This window comes from Bacillus cereus group sp. N21 (assembly GCF_016483395.1).
Taxonomy (GTDB): Bacteria; Bacillota; Bacilli; order Bacillales; family Bacillaceae_G; genus Bacillus_A; species Bacillus_A pseudomycoides.
In genome coordinates this window covers 15,881-34,294 of sequence record NZ_JAEHBX010000053.1, presented here as the reverse complement: position 1 = coordinate 34,294, position 18,414 = coordinate 15,881, and the positions used below count along the sequence as shown (strand labels likewise).

Sequence of the window (18,414 nt, the reverse complement as noted above, 5' to 3'; positions counted from 1 at the left end):
ATAGGGTAGAAGAAGTATCTGTGCCTGAAAGTTCAAAGTATTTTCCAATAAATATATGAATCAAAAAGAAACACAGAGGTTTTTCACTTCTATGTTTCATTTTTTCGTCCTTTAAATATTAAAGATTCGGTTTACTCTTAACAGGCTGAATTCCGGCTCTTTTCTAATGTAATTTTTCTTCTTGCGATACAACATAAATGACATTGTGCTGCATGAAACACTCCTAACGTTGTTAAAATCACTTGTTTCTAAGTGGAATTTTATTTAACCTAGGGGGTACTCCATATTCATCAGCTTAAGAAAAATAAACGCCCTCAAAACGAAAAAATAAGCTGACTTTTCAAAGTAACTACCTGTAGAAAAAGAAAATGTTCATTTAGGGGGTATATTAAAACCTTAGCTTGATGGCGATATGGTAGGACCCCATGTCCATCAAGCTAAGCTTATATAAGTTTCAATTCACGTGAGATTTTTTCTTTTTTCTAAAGATCTAGTGTAAGTTTCTTAGTGCTCGTCAAGTTTGTTTACCAGTTATGCAAGATATAGCAAAAGATTTAAATATTAATGATTTTTTCCAAGTAGGGGATTTATCAATGCTTGGAAAACCAGGTGAGTATTTAGTGAAAATGAATAAAGGCTTTGTAGAGGGAAATGAAGCATTTGTACGCTTTCTACAACTAGCTCAAGATTCGGAAAATTCACCGCTAGTTAATCATTGTACAGCTGGTAAAGATCGAACAAGGTTCGGGTCTGCTTTATTATTACTTCTTCTTGGTGTTCCAAAAGAAACAGTGATGCAAGACTATTTATTAAGTAATGGATTCCGTGAAAAGTTAAATCAAAAAATGATGTCCTTTTTAGGTGCAAAGCTACAAAATGAGGAAAGCAAAGAGATATTAGGGGCTATGTTTGAAGCACGCGCAGAGTATTTACAGGCAGCAATTGATGAAATTACTCAAAAATTTGAAAGTATTGAAATCTATGCTGAAAAAGGACTTGGTTTTACAAAAGAACAATTAGAAAATATGAAAACATTGTTACTAGATGAGAAGTAATCAAACAATCCTGTATTATGTATGTAATACAGGATTGTTTTTATCTATATATTAGATTAGAAAGTTGAAGGAATGATAAGTGTCAAATGAATGATACATTCCGAAGTATATAATGAGAAAGGGATTATAGCTTTTCTTTTCTTAAGACTGCACATATTGTTTAATTTGATCAACACATAAATTTCTCAGCTCTGTACTGGAATACGCCTTGTAATTTTTATACCAGTCTACTGTATGGTCTAAAGTCTGTTGAAGGGACCATTTTGGTTCCCAATTGAGCTTGAATTTTGCTTTACTTATATCTAAGTTTAGGAATGTTGCCTCATGCAATTCTTCTGGATTTACATTTGAAGATATCCAATTCCCACATCCCCAGGACTTTATCATACCGGTAACAAGCTCTTTTACTGAGACAATATTATTTAGTTTTGGACCAAAATTCCATGCACCAGAAAAAAGGACCCCATCAGTTAAAATTTTTTCTGCTAGAAGTAAATATCCACTTAAGGGTTCAAGTACATGTTGCCAAGGTCTTACTGCATTAGTATTTCTAATGAAAATTTCTTGGTTTGATTCCAGTGCTCGTATACAATCAGGAATAATCCTGTCTATTGACCAATCTCCTCCACCAATTACATTGCCAGCACGAACACTTGCGATTATTTTTTTATGGTGCTCATATTTTTTTTCTGGAAAATAAGAGTTGCGGTAGGAGGAAATTAATAGTTCGCAGCATCCTTTGCTAGAACTATAAAGGTCATGTCCACCCATTGGGTCATTTTCACGGTATCCCCAAACCCATTCATTGTTCTCATAGCACTTGTCACTTGTCACTACAATTCCTATTTTAGTGGATTCATGTAAACGAATTGCTTCTAATATATTCATTGTTCCCATAACATTTATATCATACGTATCTTTAGGGTGCTCATAAGAATATTTAACAAGTGGTTGTGCGGCTAAATGAAATACAATTTCAGGTTTATATTCTTTGAAAAGCTTATTTAATTTATTATAGTCTCTAATATCCCCACGAACATCAATTATGTCGTTTTGAAGGTTTGTTAAATTAAAGTTATCTTTTTTATTTTTAGGATCTAAAGAATATCCAATTACAGTCGCGCCTAATTCTTTTAACCATATGGATAACCAAGAGCCTTTAAAACCAGTGTGTCCTGTGATTAAAATCTTTTTTCCATGAAATACATTCTTAAAGCTATTATTGAACAATTGATTCACACCTTAGAAATAGATTTTCATACATTCGGATATAGATGTGTATTATGTTTATACCAATTAACAGTTTTAATAATACCTTCTTCAATACTTATGCGTGGTTCCCAAGAGAGCATACTTTTAATTTTATTAATATTTGGTTTAGAAATCCTTCTTTCATTCGTTCTATAGGATAACGCACCATAATTGGGTCTTTTATTAGTCTGCAAGTGTTTAAAGAGTAATTCCACATAATATTTTAAAGGGTGAGTTTCGCCGCTTCCAATATTAAAAATCTCATTTTGTATAGAATTATTTTCAATTGTTAGCATACAAGCATCTATAATATTATCTACATAGCAGTAATCTCTTAATTGATTACATAACGTTAAATCTACTTTTCTATTCTGTAATACCTGTAAAATAATATAGCAAAAAATTTTATGTGGTTCTTCACCTTCTCCAAATATTCCAAAGGGCCTTAAGGTTATAAGGTTAGTATTGTTTGCAGCAGCAATTTGATGAGCAAGTATAGTGGCTGCTGCTTTGCTACTTCCATAAATATCTACTGGTGTTAGCGCCATACTTTCATGAATAGATTCTGTTTTATTTCCATACTCAGAACTGCTTCCAATATTAATAATCTTTTTGCAATCTATAGACTTTGTTGCTTGAATAATATTAATGGTACCTAAAACATTTGTTTCAATAGCTGTCATGTAATCAGTATGAGCTGAATTTACTCCGTATGCAGCAAAGTGAAAAATATAATCAGGACGGATTTGTTTTATAATATTTTCAACTTGGATCTTATCTCGTATATCTACTTCATAAAGTTTGATACTTTTTAATACATCATTAAGACGCCAAGGATTTGATGACTTTCTGGCTAAAATAACGATTTTTGCTTGTAATTTCAATAATCTTCTTACTAAATGAGAACCAATAAAACCGTATCCGCCAGTGATAAGAAACGTTTTATTTTTAAAATGGTCAATCATATTCATAGAATTTCATTTGTCTCCTTATAAATTTTGGGTAAAAGGAATAAATAAATTTACTGAGGAAGTTTGTGTGAATTAGGGAATAATACTATTTATATAAAAGAGAGAATGGATATCACTTAAAAGATGAGGGAGGGTATTGGAAATAGTTTTTTACAGAGGACTCATCTAATTTTCCAACAAATAAAGGGGTAAGAGAAAAGATATTATCAAGTACGCGACATGTATTTCGTATTTTTTCGATATAAGGAATATATATATATTCTAAAATTGACGGATCTATTTCTACATGTTCTTGTTTCCATAAATCAAATTCATTTTTATTAATAATTTGCATACTCCCAAAGTGAAAAGCGATTAATTCATCTTGATCTATAAAAATCTTGTTTTCTGTTTTTATTATAGAAGAATGATTATTTAAAATTAGATTCCAAGGTGCAGCGTTAATCCCCTTTTGAGTCATGATTTTAATGTTAGAAAATAAATCAGGAATGTGATTTAAATATTTTTGATCTCCCCATCTATTCATCTCAATATCATATACATCTTTACAATATTCTAGGCACTTATCTTTCCACCATATTAAAATATCTTTACTGTTTTGATCATTTTTAAATCCTATTAGGCCGGCCTGATACATGCCATGTACATTTTCCAATTCAGTAGTACCTCTCTGTGGACAAAGAAATACAGAATACTTCCACCATTCATCTAGAATTATAGTAGGCTTTGTAAAGAAAAACATATCTGCGTCACAGTATATAATGTGATCAACTTCAGAATAATATTTAAGAATATGAAGGCATAGAGGGGCTTTTAATGTCCAGCAGTATTCCTGCAAACTTCTTTCATTCTTTACATTTAGGAGTTCTTGATTTTCTATGTCTTTCACATGAAGCAGTATAGCATTCTTCAATTTTAGATTTGTTAGAATTCGATAAGTTAAATTGTCCATACAACAGATCCACACTATAAAATCTGTACCATGGCTTTCAAGGGAATAGTAGCAAGTCAGACTTTGAATTAAACGTTTTTGACTTATAATCATTGAATAATTCATAAAATGATTTGATTGATTCATTTTTCTTCTTAATTGTGTATCTTTATATAAAGTCTGCGCCTCGCTAATGTCTTTAATACTTAACAGGCGCTGTGTTTTTTCACCTAATTTTTCTGCTAATTTTGTGAGGTTAAACTGAATTTCTTCTAGATAGGGGGTATAGATAAGGTGCAATATATTATTTGGTATTGAAAGTTTACCTAAAGACCAAAGATCAAAATCCTGTTCATTGAAAATGGTAATGCATGCAAAATGATATACAATTAGTTTATCTGTTTCAATGTATACCTCATTTTGATTTTTATCAATTATATAATTGTTATTATAAATACAATTCCAAGGTGCGGCATTTATACCTAGATTGCTTGAGATTTTTACTTTTGGAAAGTAAATAGGAATTAAATCTAAATATTTTTGGTCACCAAATCTTCCTTTATCAGGATTAGCACTACACCAATCTAAGCATCTATCTTTCCACCATCGTACGCTTTTTAATCCGTAGAAATCGTTTTTAAACCCAATTAACCCAGCCTGATATTTCCCATATTTTTCTTCTACCCAGTCACGGTCTCTCTGTGGACAAAGATAAATAGAATTGTCATCCCATTCTTTAAATATCATGTTAGGATCAGAGAAGAAATATAAATCACTATCACAATAGAGAACAGATGGCAAATTATAATTTACTAATAAATATTCAATAAGCACGGACTTTAAAGTCCAACAATATTCACTGACTGACCTATTTCTTTTAATATCTTTCAAATTTGTATCCTCTATATCATCTACCTGTAAGAGCTTTACATTATTCAAGTTCATTTCTTTCAATATTGAATACGCAAACACATCTATACAACAAATCCATAATGTGAATATTTTTGAATTTTTCATTAGAGATTGGTGCAAAGCAATTATTTTCAAGACGTATTCTGTTCCAACTATGGCACAAAAATGATTTTCAGAGTGAGGCTGTTTATTATAAGGTAGAGGATAAATTTGTTTGCTTGTAGTTTTTTTAGAGTGATCAATAGCTGAAGCATCTGAAGATAACGGAAAATCTTTTTCTACTTTAAAGGGAATATAGCGGTACGGCCAACCTTTCTTTCTATTGTTAAAACGCAATGTTTATTCACTCCTTTCAACTATTTTTGTTAGGGTTCCAGCTTTCATTTGCATCTTTAAGATCTTTAGGTGTATCTACACTAATCCAATAATCATTGTGCTCATAAACTGCAAGTTCCTTGTTTTTTATTAAATTTAGTAGAGGTTCTTCTTCAAGCATACAATCATTATCATTCAAATAATCGAATATTCCTTTATTAAATACAAAAAAACCTCCATTTATTACAGCATTAAGTAGGGGTTTTTCCTTAAAATCCACAGCAATCCCGTTTTCAATCTGTAAAAGACCATATTGACTACTTTTTTTTATACCAGTTAATGTTGCGATTTTTCCTTTGTCTTTATGAAATTTTATAAGTTCGTTAATATCTATCTTTGCTAATCCGTCACCATAAGTTAATAAAAACACTTCATCCTGTATATGCTTTTCAAGTTTTTTTAATCTGGTTCCGGTCATTGTTTCAATCCCTGTATCTATAAATTTTATATTCCACTGTTTTGGTTCTTCAAGCAACTGGTAATGATTATTCTTTAAATCTAAATTAAAATCATGTTCTTTCCATATATAGTCCATGAAATATTCTTTGATTTTTTCACCTCCATACCCTAATGGTAAGACGAATTCATGATGTCCAAACTTGCTATACCAATTCATTATATGCCAAATGAGAGGTTTTCCTTGAACTTGAACTAATGGCTTTGGAATATCTTTGAGAATTCCCTGCATCCTTAATCCTTTCCCACCACACAAAATTATGACTTTCATTAAACTTTTACCACCCTTCAGTTAACATAGCTAATTTAAATTATGTAATACATTTATAGCTTGTATCCACCAATGTACGGACATTTATAAAAAATTTTAAAAAAACAAAAACCAAGTCATTATAATTATTGTGAATTTAATAAGGAGTTCAGATGAAATATATGAATTTAGCTAATAAAAATTCCGTAATAGGTGTACTAGACTCAGGAGTTGGGGGATTAACAGTTGTCGAGGAAATTATGAGACAATTGCCAAAAGAGAGTATTTACTATATTGGTGATAATAATCGTTGTCCCTATGGGCCAAGAGGTGTAGAAGAAGTTAAATCTTTTACACTTGAAATGGTTGAATTCCTCAAAAAATCCCCATTAAAAGCTCTTGTTATGGCTTGTAATACTGGTGCGGCTGCTGCATTGTCCTCTTTGAAGGAATCACTTCCTATTCCGGTTATTGGAGTTATACATCCAGGAGCAAGAGCAGCAATTAAAGTGACAAAGCAAGGAAAGATTGGAGTAATTGGGACTATAGGTACGATAAAGTCTAATATGTATGCAAAAGCTTTACAAGAGCTTCATACAAATTTAGAAGGTAAACGTAAAGTAACTCCAAAATATACAATAAAAGTTGATTTTGGAGTTATTTTTTGTTTACTTCACTTCTTTTCGGTACTCTGCATCTAGATGGTAAATCCGTTGACCACGGCAAGACTTTATCAATTTCTTCTTTATTGTTTAAATCGATATTGGGGAGTGTTTCAAACAAATAAAGAAGATAATGATAGGGACTTAAATTATTCTCTTTTGCGGTTTCAACCACACTATACATGATGGCACTTCCTCTAGCACCTCGCGGTGTATTTGAGAACATTCAATTTTTTCTCCCAATTACAAACGGTTTAATAGAACTTTCACTTCTGTTGTTATCGATTTCTAAATGACCGTCTAATAAAAAAGCTTCAAGATGATTCCATTGATTCAAACAATAAGTGATAGCTTTCCCTAGAGCACTTTTGGGTAGAACACGATCTTTCTGTTCATGAAGCCATGCTGAAAAAAGGTCCAGAATAGGCCTGCTTTGCTTAAGGCGCCGCTCATATCGCTCGGTAGGGTTGACATGTTTGAGCTTCCTTTCAATCGAATAGAGTTGATTACAGAAGTGTAAACCTTCGCTTGCCTTCACTTTTTTCCCCTTCTGTGAATCAGGTAAAGCTTTAAAGGCTTCATCAAACTTCCGTCTGGCATGCGCCCAACATCGCACAAGAGTGACATCCGGTACTTGATGATAACCACTATATCCATCTACTTGTAAATACCCTTGAAAACCAGTTAAAAAACGCTTCGGATGTTCCCCTGCTCTTGTGGGCTGATAGTCATAGAGAACAATAGGGATATCTCTCGCCCCGTACGGTATAACCACAGATAGGACTTGGTTGTTGCGGCCCGACCAGGTTCGCGTAAGACTTGGAAGGTTGTTTCATCCGCATGAAGGATGGTTCGAGAAAGTAGATATTCATGCATCCTTTCATACAAAACCGCTAACCATCGATCAGCGCCATATAATAACCAATTTTCCATCGTTTGTCGTGATAAGAAGATCCCCATCCGTTCAAAATGCTTTTCCTGACGATAAAGAGGCAATCCTTCCACATATTTTTGTGTCATAATATATGCCATAATTGATGGGGAAGTGAATTTGGCTCGCGGTGGCTTGGATTAGATGTTCCATGGGGGAAATATGGCATACATGGGACAAATAAAACTTGGTTAATTGGAGAAAGAGTTAGTAGTGGATGTATTCGTATGCACAATAAAGATGTTGAAAAACTATTTGATAAGATTCCAGTTGGAACTGAAGTTTATATTGATGGCCCCATTACCGGTATAGGAAAACATGAATTTCAAACTTTATCTAGAAATTCACGAGGAAATTTAGTGCAAATTGTTCAATGCAGATTAAAAGCGGCAGGACATTATAAAGGAAAATGTCACGGAATTTATGACATACATACAGAGTTAGCGGTGAAACAATTTCAAAGGGAACAGAACCTCAAAATAACAGGTTTAATAACCCACAAAGAGTACATTCTTCTTGGGTTATTAGAATAGTTTATGGGAATTATCTAGATGGCGATACCCATGCCTATCAATCTAACAGAACGGGTTGTCCCATGCCCATCAACTTAAGAGTTTAGGATTACCTCAAAACGAAAAAATGAGCTTTTTTGTTACAAGTTAGCACAAAATTTCATTCTGGGGGTACTATAAAATTTTAGCTTGTTAGCAATGTGGTAGGACCCCCTTATGAAATAAAATAATGAAGGGATTAACTTAATATAAGAGAATTAATAGAGCTAGGTAGTCGATTTATTACATTTGAGGCCTGAGTTTTACCACTACTTTGGTTTTTAACTTGAATCAATCAGAAAAAAATTATTAGGAGTGTGGAGAGCATGTTTCATGCAAAAGACGTCTTATCCGATCAATTATTAGCTAATGCTAATGATCCTAGCTGGTACCTTCCATTTTCTGACTCGGTCGAAAATTTGTCAGAGGAAGAAGCGTTTTGGAAGCCTAACGAAAATTGTAATAGTATTGCTGAAATTGTGCAGCACCTACTTTATTGGAATGAAACATGGCAAACTAGGTACCAAAAATCTCATGTTAATGCTGTACCTTCCATAGGTGATAATAATAAAAGTTTTATAATTCCCGAAAATAAAAGTTTTAGTGACTTAAAAGAACGACTTTTAGAGGTGTTGTTACAATGGCAAGATTTATTAACGGAAGAAAAAGTTGAGAGTGAAGTAAATGGCTTCCCTGCACATGCGAAGTGGTGGGAGATACTTGGAAATGTATCCACTCATAACGCATATCACATTGGTCAAATCATCTTTATTCGAAAACTGCAAAATAGCTGGAAAGTGAATGTTGTTAAAGTGTAGTCATTTAAACATGTAGTTAATATTCATTTATTCAATTATACCAGCTAATATAAGTCAATACTTTTGGCTTAATATTGATTCATAAGTAATGGTACAATAAAAAAAGGCATGACAAAGAGACTTCAAAATAACAATTTGAAGTTTTTTTAATTAATGTAATTATTAGTTATTTGTTATGCTATGAAATTCTCTTTATGCTTGAGAATGGCATAAATCCAATGTAATAGCTTGTTGACGCAGGCTATTATCGCTACTTTGTGAGGTTTTCCCTCACTTCTTTTTTTGTCGTAAAACTCTCTGAGTTTGGTGTTTCGATTATTCGTTAATCCACACTGAACGGCTGTATATAAAGCTTGTCGTAGCTTGGAAGAGCCTCTTTTCGTGATGCAGTTTATGGTAGCTGTAAACTTACCTGATTGATAGATCCTGGGGTCAATTCCTGCATAGGCCACTAGCTTTTTAGGGTGACTAAACTGCTTGATCTCCCCGATTTCGGAGATGAGCGTAGCCGCAATCTTACATCCTACTCCCGGTATAGAACGGAGAATCTCATACTCTTCAAACTGCATGGCTAATTCATCAATCTCTTGCTCTAGGATGGATAGAAACTCTTTTTGTTGAAGAAGCATTTGGATGTACATCTTTAAGGTCACTAAATGGCTCTGATATAGGGTTTTCTTAAATGGGGTATCGTCAGGAAAATGCGGATTTACAACGTTAAGGAAATTTCAATATTAAAAAGAGATTGAGTTACCAGTTCTATTTATAACAACTTCAGGAGTGCTTTGTAATTTTTTTACTTCTATAAAGATTTTTAAGTTATACACAAAAACCATGCTTTGACATCGTCTAAAGCATGGTTTTTATTTGAACTAATATAAAACTGCTAAGTTGATTTTTTTAGCTCATCTATTTATTGAATTCATTAACTGGAAGAAGTATTCAGGGTTATGAGTCTTATTTAAGTTATACCATGCATGTAATGTATCAGGTGCAAATACATCTAATTTTTTCAGTACTTCCATCGTAAATTCCAGAGGTGCTACTCCTGATGCAGTAACCAAATTCTCACCAGATACCGCAGGTCTCATCTCATAAAATTTTTCTCCTTTATAATTAGGACAGACCATTTTAATATACTCTAAGTCATTGCTTGTGTGCTTTCTAAAATCTAAGTATCCCATATTCGCGAGGGCCTCAGTTGCACCACAAATTGCAGCAACAATAGTGCCAATCTTTAAGGCTTCATCAATTTTTTTTAAGATAGGTTGATGAATATCTTCTCTCCAAGTATTCCCTCCAGGTAAGACTAAAAGGTCTTTACTCTCAAGAGTACATTCATCAAGGGAAATATCTGGTTGTATGCTCAGCCCTCCCATCGTAGTAATACCTTCTTTATTCGTTCCTACTGTAACTACTTTTAAAGGTGCTACATCTTTTTTGAAATATCTTCCCGAGTTTAATTCAGCAATTAAATACCCATATTCCCAGTCTGACATTGTATTAAATACATAAAGATAAACCTTTTTTGTTTGCATCCAATAACACTCCTATCACTATTGATATAGCCTATTATAATATAACTTCCCTGACAGATAACGTCAGGGGAGTATATTACTTGATGAAATTTTATTAATTCCGATAGTTTTAATAAAGACTTATTGCACCATATGTCACCTCTAGGTTGGGAACATATTAATTTACTAGGAGAATACCATTTTAATTCGGAGAAAGTGGTCTCGTTAGATTCTTTAAGACCATTGAAACTTTCTTAACGTTGTTAAAAATGGAGGAATCGTCTTGAAAATGGGCTTAGCGTTGTAAATCCACATTTTCCTGACGCTACCCCATTTAGGAGTGGAATCATGGGTATTTTTGGTGCGAAAAATCCAAAAGCAATAACTGATAACAAATTCACATGGAAAAATAACGTAATTGAGATTACAGAGGATGGATATTTACTTACATCTGGAATCATTGGGATTGTTCGTATCCCAGTTCGCCATATCGAAACAGTTACATACACAATGAATCCATTAAAACCATCTATAGACATAGATATAAATTTAATCGGTAAAGGTGTATTCCTTGGTAAGATCATCGTGGGAATGGATTTGATAGATGAAGTCCAAGATTGGCTACTAGAAAGAATTGAAGAATAATACACGTATCTTGGCTGAACCACGTAAGGGTGTCTTTCTTTATTTCTTAAAGGACCTGCTCATATATTGTTTAAAAACATAAAGTAATGTGTATCCGTTAAAACACATGTGCATCCCAGTTGGCCCCTCTTACTCAAGGAGGAAATATTATGAGCTTTGGTGGTAGTTGTGGTGGTTTTGGTGGCGGATTCGCTTTACTAATTGTGCTGTTCATTCTATTAATCATTATTGGATGCAGCTGTTCAGGTGGCGGATTCGGTTGCTAGTTAAGATCAGGCACTCATTAGAGTGTCTTTTCTTTATGGGGTACAGTTCACCTGTACGCTAAGAACCCGACTTTTTTAAGGGATGGCTTGTTAAACTAAACCCCATTATTGTAATAGGCGAATGCTGATTAATGAATTTTAGCCTTGCGGATACCATCAAATACACTGATTGCCGCAGATAACATAAAGAAGAAAATTGCACCGCCAACTATCCGCGATTCAAGTTGTTTAGTAGTAATAGTGAATAAATCAGCTGTATACGTAATAAAATCTTGGTTCATTACATTTGGATTCGTTACTATCACAATGAATACAATGGTTCCAATAAGCTGAAAAGCTGTATTAAATATTGCTATTCCTTTTGTCCATTGTCCCTTAATTAATTTATAAATAGATAATACTATTTCTAAACCGATTACAACAAGAACGATTGGCCAATACTGAAGCAATACATCCTGATTAAGAGCTGGAGCCGCAAAATCAAGTCCGTGTGTACTACTTCGATATATACCTACAAGATGATTTGCGTAAAAATAAACTGTTGCCCAAATAGCAGTCCATAATAAACTTCCAAATACTTCGAATTTCGTGATGACTTTTTTCTTAGGAATATAAGGTGTGTTTTTTAAATCATCAGCTGTCCATTTGGTAAACTTTGTTGTGAATGGGTGACTTCCTTTCGAATGATTTACTCGTTCAATAAGCGCGAAAACAAGTGTCAGCCAGAAAAAGACGTGCATACCTACTTCAACGATTCTCCCTATACAAAAACCAATAATATCAAAACCCACATTAATTACTGCTTCTTCGCCATGATACCCTATAAAATATTCGGGAATGATCGAGATTAGAGAAATAATAGCAGCAATCGGTAAAATCATTTTTAATAACGTAACATATGTCTCAAAATAGTGAGGGCCAATAAGATGCATTGGTTGATCACGGTATTTACTAGCTAATATAGCGGGATTCCCTAATGTTTCAAGGACCCCTTTTATATTTTTTTCACTGTAATCATCAAGTAACATATCCTCAATGGTTGATCTTAACTCGAGAGCAATATCTTCACGATTTTTTTCAGGCAGTCTTCGAGTCACTTCTTGTATATAAATCTCAATTAGATTCATCATCTTTCTCCCCTTTTAACACTTCTAAGAGTTTTTTAGAATTGTCCATCCATTCCCTTTTTAACTGTAAAAAAATCTCCAAACCATATTCGCTTAGAACATAGTACTTACGCGGTCTACTCTCAGATGTATCCCAACTACTTGTTACTAACTCTTGTTTTTCTAAGCGGCGTAACAATGGATATAAAGTACTTTGATCAATGTTAATACCTGACTGTTCTAACAATTGAACAAGTGAATATCCGTACTGGGGCTTTTGTAATTGACTTAAAACAGCTAACGTCAAAGTTCCTCTCCTAAGCTCTGTCGTTAATGAGTTCAATAAAGTATTCATTCATCCACCTCTTTTCTTGGTGTATGTTATACGGTATATGTTTTATACTATGCGTCATACACCATTATTGTTCCAGCATCAATGTAAAAAAATAATTCGGTAAGAAACACATAAAAATACAATATTTTCCGAATTATATTTAGGTTAAAATAAAAAGAATCCACAAATTAGGTAGTCTAAAACGTGGATTCCTTTATTGGTGTTGGCTTAAGTATATTTCTTCGCAATCTCTTCTCTATCCTAACATATATATCCAATCTAGTTTCCTTAAAAAGTACCGAAAACGGCCGTTTATGGGACTTTATTTATTACCACTGTACAGCTACATCTATTTTATTTTTTACTTTTAGAAGGTATTATACTCGTAAATCTAGAAGGTAAAACAACATACTTTTGCCAGGAGTGATTTCATATGAAAATACTAGAACACGAAACGTAACAACCGTATATTGTAATTAGAGGTCCTCCTCCTGTTTATTATATTCACCCTATTTTGAATATAGTAAACAGGAGGATTTAACATGAAGAATGATAAATTATTTTTCACCTTATTAGAAAATGCAAACGCAAGCTTTACTGGATGGGATTTTTCCTTTATTACAGAAACTGATCGTATGAAGAGTCAATTACTTTCTTGGTCCTACGGTAGCATGGCCTTTTCCCTTATTCAAAACACGAATTCTATGCTTGATATGGGAACAGGTGGTGGAGAATTCTTATCCATGTTAAGACCATTCCCTCCTTCTATTTATGCGACTGAAGGGTATTCTCCAAATATCCCATTAGCAAAAAAGCATTTAGAACCTTTAGGTGTAAAGGTTCTAGAAGTAACCAATGATGAGACTTTACCATTTGATGATGGACAATTCGATTTGATTTTAAATCAACACGAATCCTACTCTGTTTCCGAAGTAAAAAGAATCCTTTCTCCAAATGGCATCTTTCTTACGCAGCAAGTAGGTGGCTTAGATTGTGCGGAAATCAATGAAGCACTAGGAGCACCACTCAATTCTGAATTTACAAATTGGAATTTAGAAACTGCTCTAAGTGAACTCGAGCAACATGGTTTTAAAGTTTTAACATATAAAGAAGAGTTTCCCGTTCAAAGGTTTTATGATATCAGTGCTCTCGTCTATTATTTACAAGCAATTCCTTGGCAAGTGCCTGATTTTAAAACTGAAACATATGTAAATGAATTGTACAAAATACATCAACTTATCCTACAAAAAGGGTATTTTGATGTGAAACAACACCGTTTTTTTATTAAAACGATAAGAATATCATAATAAAAGAGTCCTAACAGGTATGCTCCATTACCTTTTAGGACTCTTTTTCGGATGAATTGTTATTCTAAAATCTTAGCTTTAGAAAAAGGATAATACACAAATTCTACTTTACACAATGTAAAAGACTGAATCATAACAATTATAACGAATACAAGCAAAATAAGTTTGTCCCACTCTTTTCTAGTAATCTGCTCCATGACTTTCCTTCATCCCCTAAAATGCCTCACTGTCCTGTTATTCTATGTAAATGTAAAAATCTTTTATTGCTGTTTATTCGGCTGTTCCATAGGCACTGGATTTCCACCCACTCTTTTCACTTTCAAATCAAAATATGCGTCTAAAATTTCTCTTCCAATTTTAGAATTAATCCCTGATTTATCATCGTTTACCCATGGTACAACAACAGAAAATGCCACTTCTGGATCAGAGTCATAAGGTGCGTAACCAGCTAAGGTTAAATTATAACACTTTTTTCTATCTCCATTTTCATCCTTACCTATATTACTATCACCACCATACACTGTTTCTGCTGTTCCTGTTTTTCCAGCAGGCTTATACGGTAGATTTTGAAAGTGTGCTACACCGGTTCCATCGCCTTCTTGAAACACTTTCTTAAATCCTTCTTTCACTTGATTAATATAGGATATGTCCATATCTACACGATTTAAAATGACCGGTTCCATTGATTGAACTATCTTTCCTATATCCTCAGCTTTATTCGGTTGCTCTCTAATTTCTTGTACAATTTGTGGTTTCATACGATAACCACCATTCGCAATCGTCGAAATATATTGCGCAAGCTGAAGCGGTGTATACGTATCATATTGACCGATTGAATAATCAAGTAAGAATCCTGGTGTATTATCTTTTCTTCCACGTTGTCCCGCAGTCTCATTGGGTAAATCAATCCCCGTTGGAACGCCTAAACCAAATTGCCCAAAATGATAACGCATTTTATTAAAAACTTCTTGTTTAACATTTAACGGACTATTCGGTACGTAATCAATCCCCGCAATCTTTAAAGCTGTGTTAAACATATATACGTTAGAAGATACTTGTAAAGCTCTGACATCATCAATATCACCAAAATCTTTCCATGATTTCTTTGCTTTTGTTGTCCCTTTAAATGTCCTCGGTGCATCGTAAAAATGAGTAAATGGTTTGATCGCACCCGTTTGATAACCTGTTAGTAGCGTAGCTCCCTTGACTGTTGAACCTAATTCATATGAACTTGTCATTGTACCAAGGGCATAATCCTCTACTTGAATATTTCCATCTTTATTTACTAGTTTTTTCCTGAAATTGACAAAAGTTGTCCGTTTTTAGGATTCATCATTACCACAAAGGCACGATCCAACATTGGTTCTACAGCTTTGAACGCCATTAAGTTTTTTTCAATGCTTTCCTCAACTTTCTTTTGCAATTCCATATCAATTGTTAGCATTAAATTATTGCCACTTCTCCCTTTCGTAATTTGTTCAGTACGAAGTATTTTCCCTTCTTTATCTGTAATATTTTTCGATTGCGCTTTCATACCATGTAGGGCGTCTTCGTATTGCTTTTCAATATAACTCTTTCCAACCCGATCATTGCGGTTATAATCACGAACTAAATAATAATCTAATTGCTCTTTCGGTAGTCCTTCATCAGCACTTGAAACGTTTCCAAGTACTGAACGAAGTATTTTATCATATGGATACTCACGTTCCCAATCTACGGTCGTATCCACACCTGGAAGATTTGCTAAATTTTCACTAATTACTGCATATTCTTCTGGTTTTACATCTTTTTTTATTATTTTAGGAGTCATATTATATCCTGCATTCATTTTACTTTTAATAGCTAATACTTCTATATCTTGTGGGGTAAGTTCATTTAACTCTTCCGCTGTAATTCGCTCACGTCTAATTTCTTCCACCTTTTTATCTAATTCTTTTCCCTCTATTTTTTTTGCTCTTAATTTATTTTCATCCTCCTTTGTAACCTTTTCTGCTGCACGTTTCTTATGTAATTGCATCCAAAAATCTTTCTTATCTACCTCGGTTAACTTATTTATAGCCTCCTGCGGCATTTCAATCATCTTCGCAAGTTGTCTTGCCGTATTTAAAATCTCTTCTGAATTAACACCTTTCATTTTTGTATATGTAATTGTCCGTAATGGTTTATTATCAACAATCGAGTGGCCTTCTCGATCAAAAATTTTCCCACGTGGAACGGGAGTACTAACCGTTAAATCTCCCTTTTTTTCCACCTCATTTTTATAAGTCTCACCATCAACAATTTGGACCTTACCTAATTGAACAATAACAGTTGAAAACATAAGAAATACAAAGAAAAACAACACATTTAATCGGAAAGGAATATGGGTTTTCTTTTTCCGTTTCTTTTTCTGTTCTTTCTTTTTCTGTTCTTTCTTTTTCATTATGCTCTCCTCTTTCTATGGTCTAAAGTATCTTTATCTTATAAATAACAAAAATTAAACCATACTTTCTCATCCGGATATAAAAATCTCCTCTATTAATAATATTAAAGCACATAGATAATATAATTTATAGTATTTTTAAAGAAAATTAAGAAAATTTAAACTCCAAAAAACCGAGATAAATACCTCTTATCTCGGTTTTCCTACATCATTTAAAATCGATCTACAAACTGCCCGATTTTTTGCTGAAAGATATAATCAAAATAATACTCTTGACCCGTTAACTCTTCATTCACTAAAATAGTCGTTGTCCCTACTTCTCTTTTTGCAATTTGCGGGAACGATGCAACCGGCTGCACTTTTAATGAGGTTCCCATAACAAGTAATACATCCGTTTCATATAAACGCTGTATTGCATTTTGATATTGTGGTAATGTATCACCATATAAAACGACATCTGGATTTAAAATAAAATTACATGTTTCACATCGTGGTACCTCATGGTCTATCATATATTGCAAATCATATTTCGTTTTACATTTTGGACAATGAGCCGTTTGGAGTGTACCATGCAAATCTATCACATGCTTACTCCCTCCTAATTGGTGCAGACCATCAATATTTTGTGTTAACACCACAATATCTTTTCCTTGCTCTTCTATACTTGCTAAAAATTGATGCCCACGATTTGGTTTGTATTGATGGAAAGTATTAATTTGAAATATTTCTTTGTAATGCTTCCAAAATTCTTTTGGATTACGGTTATAATATCCTCTAGATAAGTACATTTCAACTTTAGCATCTGCATATAAACCATTGGCTGAGCGAAAATCAGGAATGCCACTTTCTGTACTTGCACCAGCACCTGTTAATACCGTTATCTTATTTGCTTTTTCTATAACAGAACGAACTTCTTCATATTGCTGCATTGCTCTCACCTCTATGTATAATCCTTCCTTTATTATAACATTTGTCCATAGCAGGTGTTGTACTTTTGTTTAATGTGTGGTCCCGCCACATTCTATAATATCCATTTCTACCTCTAATGCGACCCGTACCAATAATTCAATTCCAGTTGTAATAGTTGAAAGCGACATACTCGGTTGTCCAGGATGTTTACTTGCTTGCTCTGGCAAAAATGGAATATGTATAAAACCACCACGAGCCCCGTTTTCACTTTTTGCTAAAATGTCCATAAGTCCATAAAAGAGATGATTACAAACAAATGTACCTGCAGTTTGAGAAACAGAAGCAGGTATTCCTTCTTCCCGAAGTTTTTTTACAGTAGCTTTTATAGGAAGTGTAGACCAATACGCAACGGGCCCCCCTTCTACAATAGATACATCAACCGGTTGGTTTCCTTCATTGTCAGTGATTCTTGCATCATCTACATTTATTGCAACTCGTTCCACTGTAATATCTGGACGTCCTCCTGCTTGCCCGATACATATAACAAGCTCCGGTTCTATTTCTTCCATATAAGACTTTAACGCTTGTAATGATTTATGAAACACAGTTGGAACTTGTTTACTAACAATCTTGTAATCTCCAAAGCTTTGTCCATCAAGCTGCTTTACAACTTCCCAGGCAGGATTAATCTCCTCTCCACCAAAAGGTTCGAATCCTGTTAACAATACTGTCTTCATCATTCCCA

The 18,414-nt window shown here is 33.7% G+C and carries 15 protein-coding genes and 6 pseudogenes; 8 read left to right on the top strand and 13 right to left on the bottom strand.

Annotated features, from left to right (window positions below):
* Nucleotides 1-509: 509 nt before the first annotated feature.
* Nucleotides 510-1,055: pseudogene (locus JDS96_RS22795) on the top strand (tyrosine-protein phosphatase); the annotation flags it as partial.
* 141 nt (nucleotides 1,056-1,196) lie between these two features.
* On the opposite strand, the gene rfbG reads toward JDS96_RS22795, so the two are convergent.
* The 4 genes from rfbG to JDS96_RS22775 form a co-directional block, all read right to left on the bottom strand.
* Complete coding sequence (rfbG, locus tag JDS96_RS22790; protein ID WP_199668084.1) at nucleotides 1,197-2,285, bottom strand: CDP-glucose 4,6-dehydratase; 1,089 nt, start codon at nucleotides 2,283-2,285, stop codon at nucleotides 1,197-1,199.
* A 26-nt stretch (nucleotides 2,286-2,311) separates the two neighbouring features.
* The gene (locus JDS96_RS22785; protein WP_098187771.1) at nucleotides 2,312-3,271 is read right to left on the bottom strand and encodes an NAD-dependent epimerase/dehydratase family protein; all 960 of its coding nucleotides are present in this window, start codon (nucleotides 3,269-3,271) and stop codon (nucleotides 2,312-2,314) included.
* Between the two features lie 118 nt (nucleotides 3,272-3,389).
* A complete protein-coding gene (locus JDS96_RS22780) occupies nucleotides 3,390-5,456 on the bottom strand; it encodes a glycosyl transferase (RefSeq protein ID WP_199668083.1) in 2,067 nt (688 codons plus the stop codon).
* 16 nt (nucleotides 5,457-5,472) lie between these two features.
* On the bottom strand, nucleotides 5,473-6,222 hold the full coding sequence (locus tag JDS96_RS22775; RefSeq protein ID WP_199668082.1) for a sugar phosphate nucleotidyltransferase: 750 nt from the start codon (nucleotides 6,220-6,222) through the stop codon (nucleotides 5,473-5,475).
* A 161-nt stretch (nucleotides 6,223-6,383) separates the two neighbouring features.
* On the opposite strand from JDS96_RS22775, the pseudogene murI reads away from it, so the two are divergent.
* Nucleotides 6,384-6,851 (top strand): annotated as a pseudogene (gene murI, locus JDS96_RS22770) (glutamate racemase); the annotation flags it as partial.
* Between the two features lie 7 nt (nucleotides 6,852-6,858).
* On the opposite strand, the pseudogene tnpC reads toward murI, so the two are convergent.
* A pseudogene (gene tnpC / locus JDS96_RS22765) lies at nucleotides 6,859-7,907 on the bottom strand (IS66 family transposase); the annotation flags it as partial.
* Nucleotides 7,908-7,955: 48 nt separating this feature from the next.
* On the opposite strand from tnpC, the pseudogene JDS96_RS33125 reads away from it, so the two are divergent.
* The 3 genes and pseudogenes from JDS96_RS33125 to JDS96_RS22755 all read left to right on the top strand — a co-directional run.
* Nucleotides 7,956-8,072, top strand: a pseudogene (locus JDS96_RS33125) (L,D-transpeptidase); the annotation flags it as partial.
* A gap of 81 nt (nucleotides 8,073-8,153) precedes the next feature.
* On the top strand, nucleotides 8,154-8,327 hold the full coding sequence (locus tag JDS96_RS33120; RefSeq protein ID WP_276307593.1) for a peptidoglycan-binding domain-containing protein: 174 nt from the start codon (nucleotides 8,154-8,156) through the stop codon (nucleotides 8,325-8,327).
* 344 nt (nucleotides 8,328-8,671) lie between these two features.
* On the top strand, nucleotides 8,672-9,163 hold the full coding sequence (locus tag JDS96_RS22755; RefSeq protein WP_199668081.1) for a DinB family protein: 492 nt from the start codon (nucleotides 8,672-8,674) through the stop codon (nucleotides 9,161-9,163).
* 173 nt (nucleotides 9,164-9,336) lie between these two features.
* Here the strand turns inward: JDS96_RS22755 and JDS96_RS22750 are convergent.
* Nucleotides 9,337-9,849 (bottom strand): annotated as a pseudogene (locus JDS96_RS22750) (IS110 family RNA-guided transposase); the annotation flags it as partial.
* A 219-nt stretch (nucleotides 9,850-10,068) separates the two neighbouring features.
* Nucleotides 10,069-10,701: a type 1 glutamine amidotransferase family protein gene (locus JDS96_RS22745; RefSeq protein WP_018783118.1), complete on the bottom strand. Its 633-nt coding sequence runs from the start codon at nucleotides 10,699-10,701 to the stop codon at nucleotides 10,069-10,071.
* A 327-nt stretch (nucleotides 10,702-11,028) separates the two neighbouring features.
* Between JDS96_RS22745 and JDS96_RS22735 the strand changes: the two genes are divergently transcribed.
* Together JDS96_RS22735 and JDS96_RS22730 are read left to right on the top strand one after the other, a co-directional pair.
* Nucleotides 11,029-11,325: a hypothetical protein gene (locus tag JDS96_RS22735; RefSeq protein ID WP_199668080.1), complete on the top strand. Its 297-nt coding sequence runs from the start codon at nucleotides 11,029-11,031 to the stop codon at nucleotides 11,323-11,325.
* A 149-nt stretch (nucleotides 11,326-11,474) separates the two neighbouring features.
* Complete coding sequence (locus JDS96_RS22730; protein ID WP_003209912.1) at nucleotides 11,475-11,591, top strand: YjcZ family sporulation protein; 117 nt, start codon at nucleotides 11,475-11,477, stop codon at nucleotides 11,589-11,591.
* Between the two features lie 128 nt (nucleotides 11,592-11,719).
* Here JDS96_RS22730 and JDS96_RS22725 read toward each other — a convergent pair whose 3' ends face one another.
* Both JDS96_RS22725 and JDS96_RS22720 read right to left on the bottom strand, forming a co-directional pair.
* Complete coding sequence (locus tag JDS96_RS22725; protein ID WP_033797866.1) at nucleotides 11,720-12,718, bottom strand: HAAS signaling domain-containing protein; 999 nt, start codon at nucleotides 12,716-12,718, stop codon at nucleotides 11,720-11,722.
* Nucleotides 12,705-13,052, bottom strand: coding sequence for a PadR family transcriptional regulator (locus tag JDS96_RS22720; protein ID WP_003198521.1), 348 nt, complete (start codon nucleotides 13,050-13,052; stop codon nucleotides 12,705-12,707). The genes JDS96_RS22725 and JDS96_RS22720 overlap by 14 nt, the downstream gene beginning before the upstream one ends.
* Nucleotides 13,053-13,573: 521 nt before the next feature.
* Between JDS96_RS22720 and JDS96_RS22715 the strand changes: the two genes are divergently transcribed.
* Nucleotides 13,574-14,338 carry a class I SAM-dependent methyltransferase gene (locus JDS96_RS22715; protein WP_199668079.1) on the top strand — a complete coding sequence of 255 codons (765 nt, stop codon included), beginning with the start codon at nucleotides 13,574-13,576 and terminating at the stop codon, nucleotides 14,336-14,338.
* A 59-nt stretch (nucleotides 14,339-14,397) separates the two neighbouring features.
* Here the strand turns inward: JDS96_RS22715 and JDS96_RS22710 are convergent, their stop codons facing one another.
* The 4 genes and pseudogenes from JDS96_RS22710 to pcp all read right to left on the bottom strand — a co-directional run bounded on the left by JDS96_RS22710 (nucleotide 14,398) and on the right by pcp (nucleotide 18,406).
* Nucleotides 14,398-14,535: a hypothetical protein gene (locus tag JDS96_RS22710; protein WP_003198518.1), complete on the bottom strand. Its 138-nt coding sequence runs from the start codon at nucleotides 14,533-14,535 to the stop codon at nucleotides 14,398-14,400.
* Nucleotides 14,536-14,598: 63 nt separating this feature from the next.
* Nucleotides 14,599-16,760: pseudogene (locus JDS96_RS22705) on the bottom strand (peptidoglycan D,D-transpeptidase FtsI family protein).
* Nucleotides 16,761-16,972: 212 nt separating this feature from the next.
* Nucleotides 16,973-17,689 (bottom strand): NAD-dependent protein deacylase, encoded by a 717-nt coding sequence (locus JDS96_RS22700; RefSeq protein WP_018766832.1) that lies wholly within the window; start codon nucleotides 17,687-17,689, stop codon nucleotides 16,973-16,975.
* A 69-nt stretch (nucleotides 17,690-17,758) separates the two neighbouring features.
* Nucleotides 17,759-18,406, bottom strand: coding sequence for a pyroglutamyl-peptidase I (gene pcp / locus JDS96_RS22695; protein ID WP_199668078.1), 648 nt, complete (start codon nucleotides 18,404-18,406; stop codon nucleotides 17,759-17,761).
* Nucleotides 18,407-18,414 lie beyond the last annotated feature (8 nt).

What these genes read in the sequence shown, in the direction of transcription:
- JDS96_RS22785 (WP_098187771.1), bottom strand. Translation starts at nt 3,271, where the DNA reads ATGATTGACCATTTTAAAAATAAAACGTTTCTTATCACTGGCGGATAC.
- JDS96_RS22775 (WP_199668082.1), bottom strand. Translation starts at nt 6,222, where the DNA reads ATGAAAGTCATAATTTTGTGTGGTGGGAAAGGATTAAGGATGCAGGGA.
- JDS96_RS22755 (WP_199668081.1), top strand. Translation starts at nt 8,672, where the DNA reads ATGTTTCATGCAAAAGACGTCTTATCCGATCAATTATTAGCTAATGCT.
- JDS96_RS22745 (WP_018783118.1), bottom strand. Translation starts at nt 10,701, where the DNA reads ATGCAAACAAAAAAGGTTTATCTTTATGTATTTAATACAATGTCAGAC.
- JDS96_RS22735 (WP_199668080.1), top strand. Translation starts at nt 11,029, where the DNA reads ATGGGTATTTTTGGTGCGAAAAATCCAAAAGCAATAACTGATAACAAA.
- JDS96_RS22730 (WP_003209912.1), top strand. Translation starts at nt 11,475, where the DNA reads ATGAGCTTTGGTGGTAGTTGTGGTGGTTTTGGTGGCGGATTCGCTTTA.
- JDS96_RS22725 (WP_033797866.1), bottom strand. Translation starts at nt 12,718, where the DNA reads ATGAATCTAATTGAGATTTATATACAAGAAGTGACTCGAAGACTGCCT.
- JDS96_RS22720 (WP_003198521.1), bottom strand. Translation starts at nt 13,052, where the DNA reads ATGAATACTTTATTGAACTCATTAACGACAGAGCTTAGGAGAGGAACT.
- JDS96_RS22715 (WP_199668079.1), top strand. Translation starts at nt 13,574, where the DNA reads ATGAAGAATGATAAATTATTTTTCACCTTATTAGAAAATGCAAACGCA.
- JDS96_RS22710 (WP_003198518.1), bottom strand. Translation starts at nt 14,535, where the DNA reads ATGGAGCAGATTACTAGAAAAGAGTGGGACAAACTTATTTTGCTTGTA.
- JDS96_RS22700 (WP_018766832.1), bottom strand. Translation starts at nt 17,689, where the DNA reads ATGCAGCAATATGAAGAAGTTCGTTCTGTTATAGAAAAAGCAAATAAG.
- pcp (WP_199668078.1), bottom strand. Translation starts at nt 18,406, where the DNA reads ATGAAGACAGTATTGTTAACAGGATTCGAACCTTTTGGTGGAGAGGAG.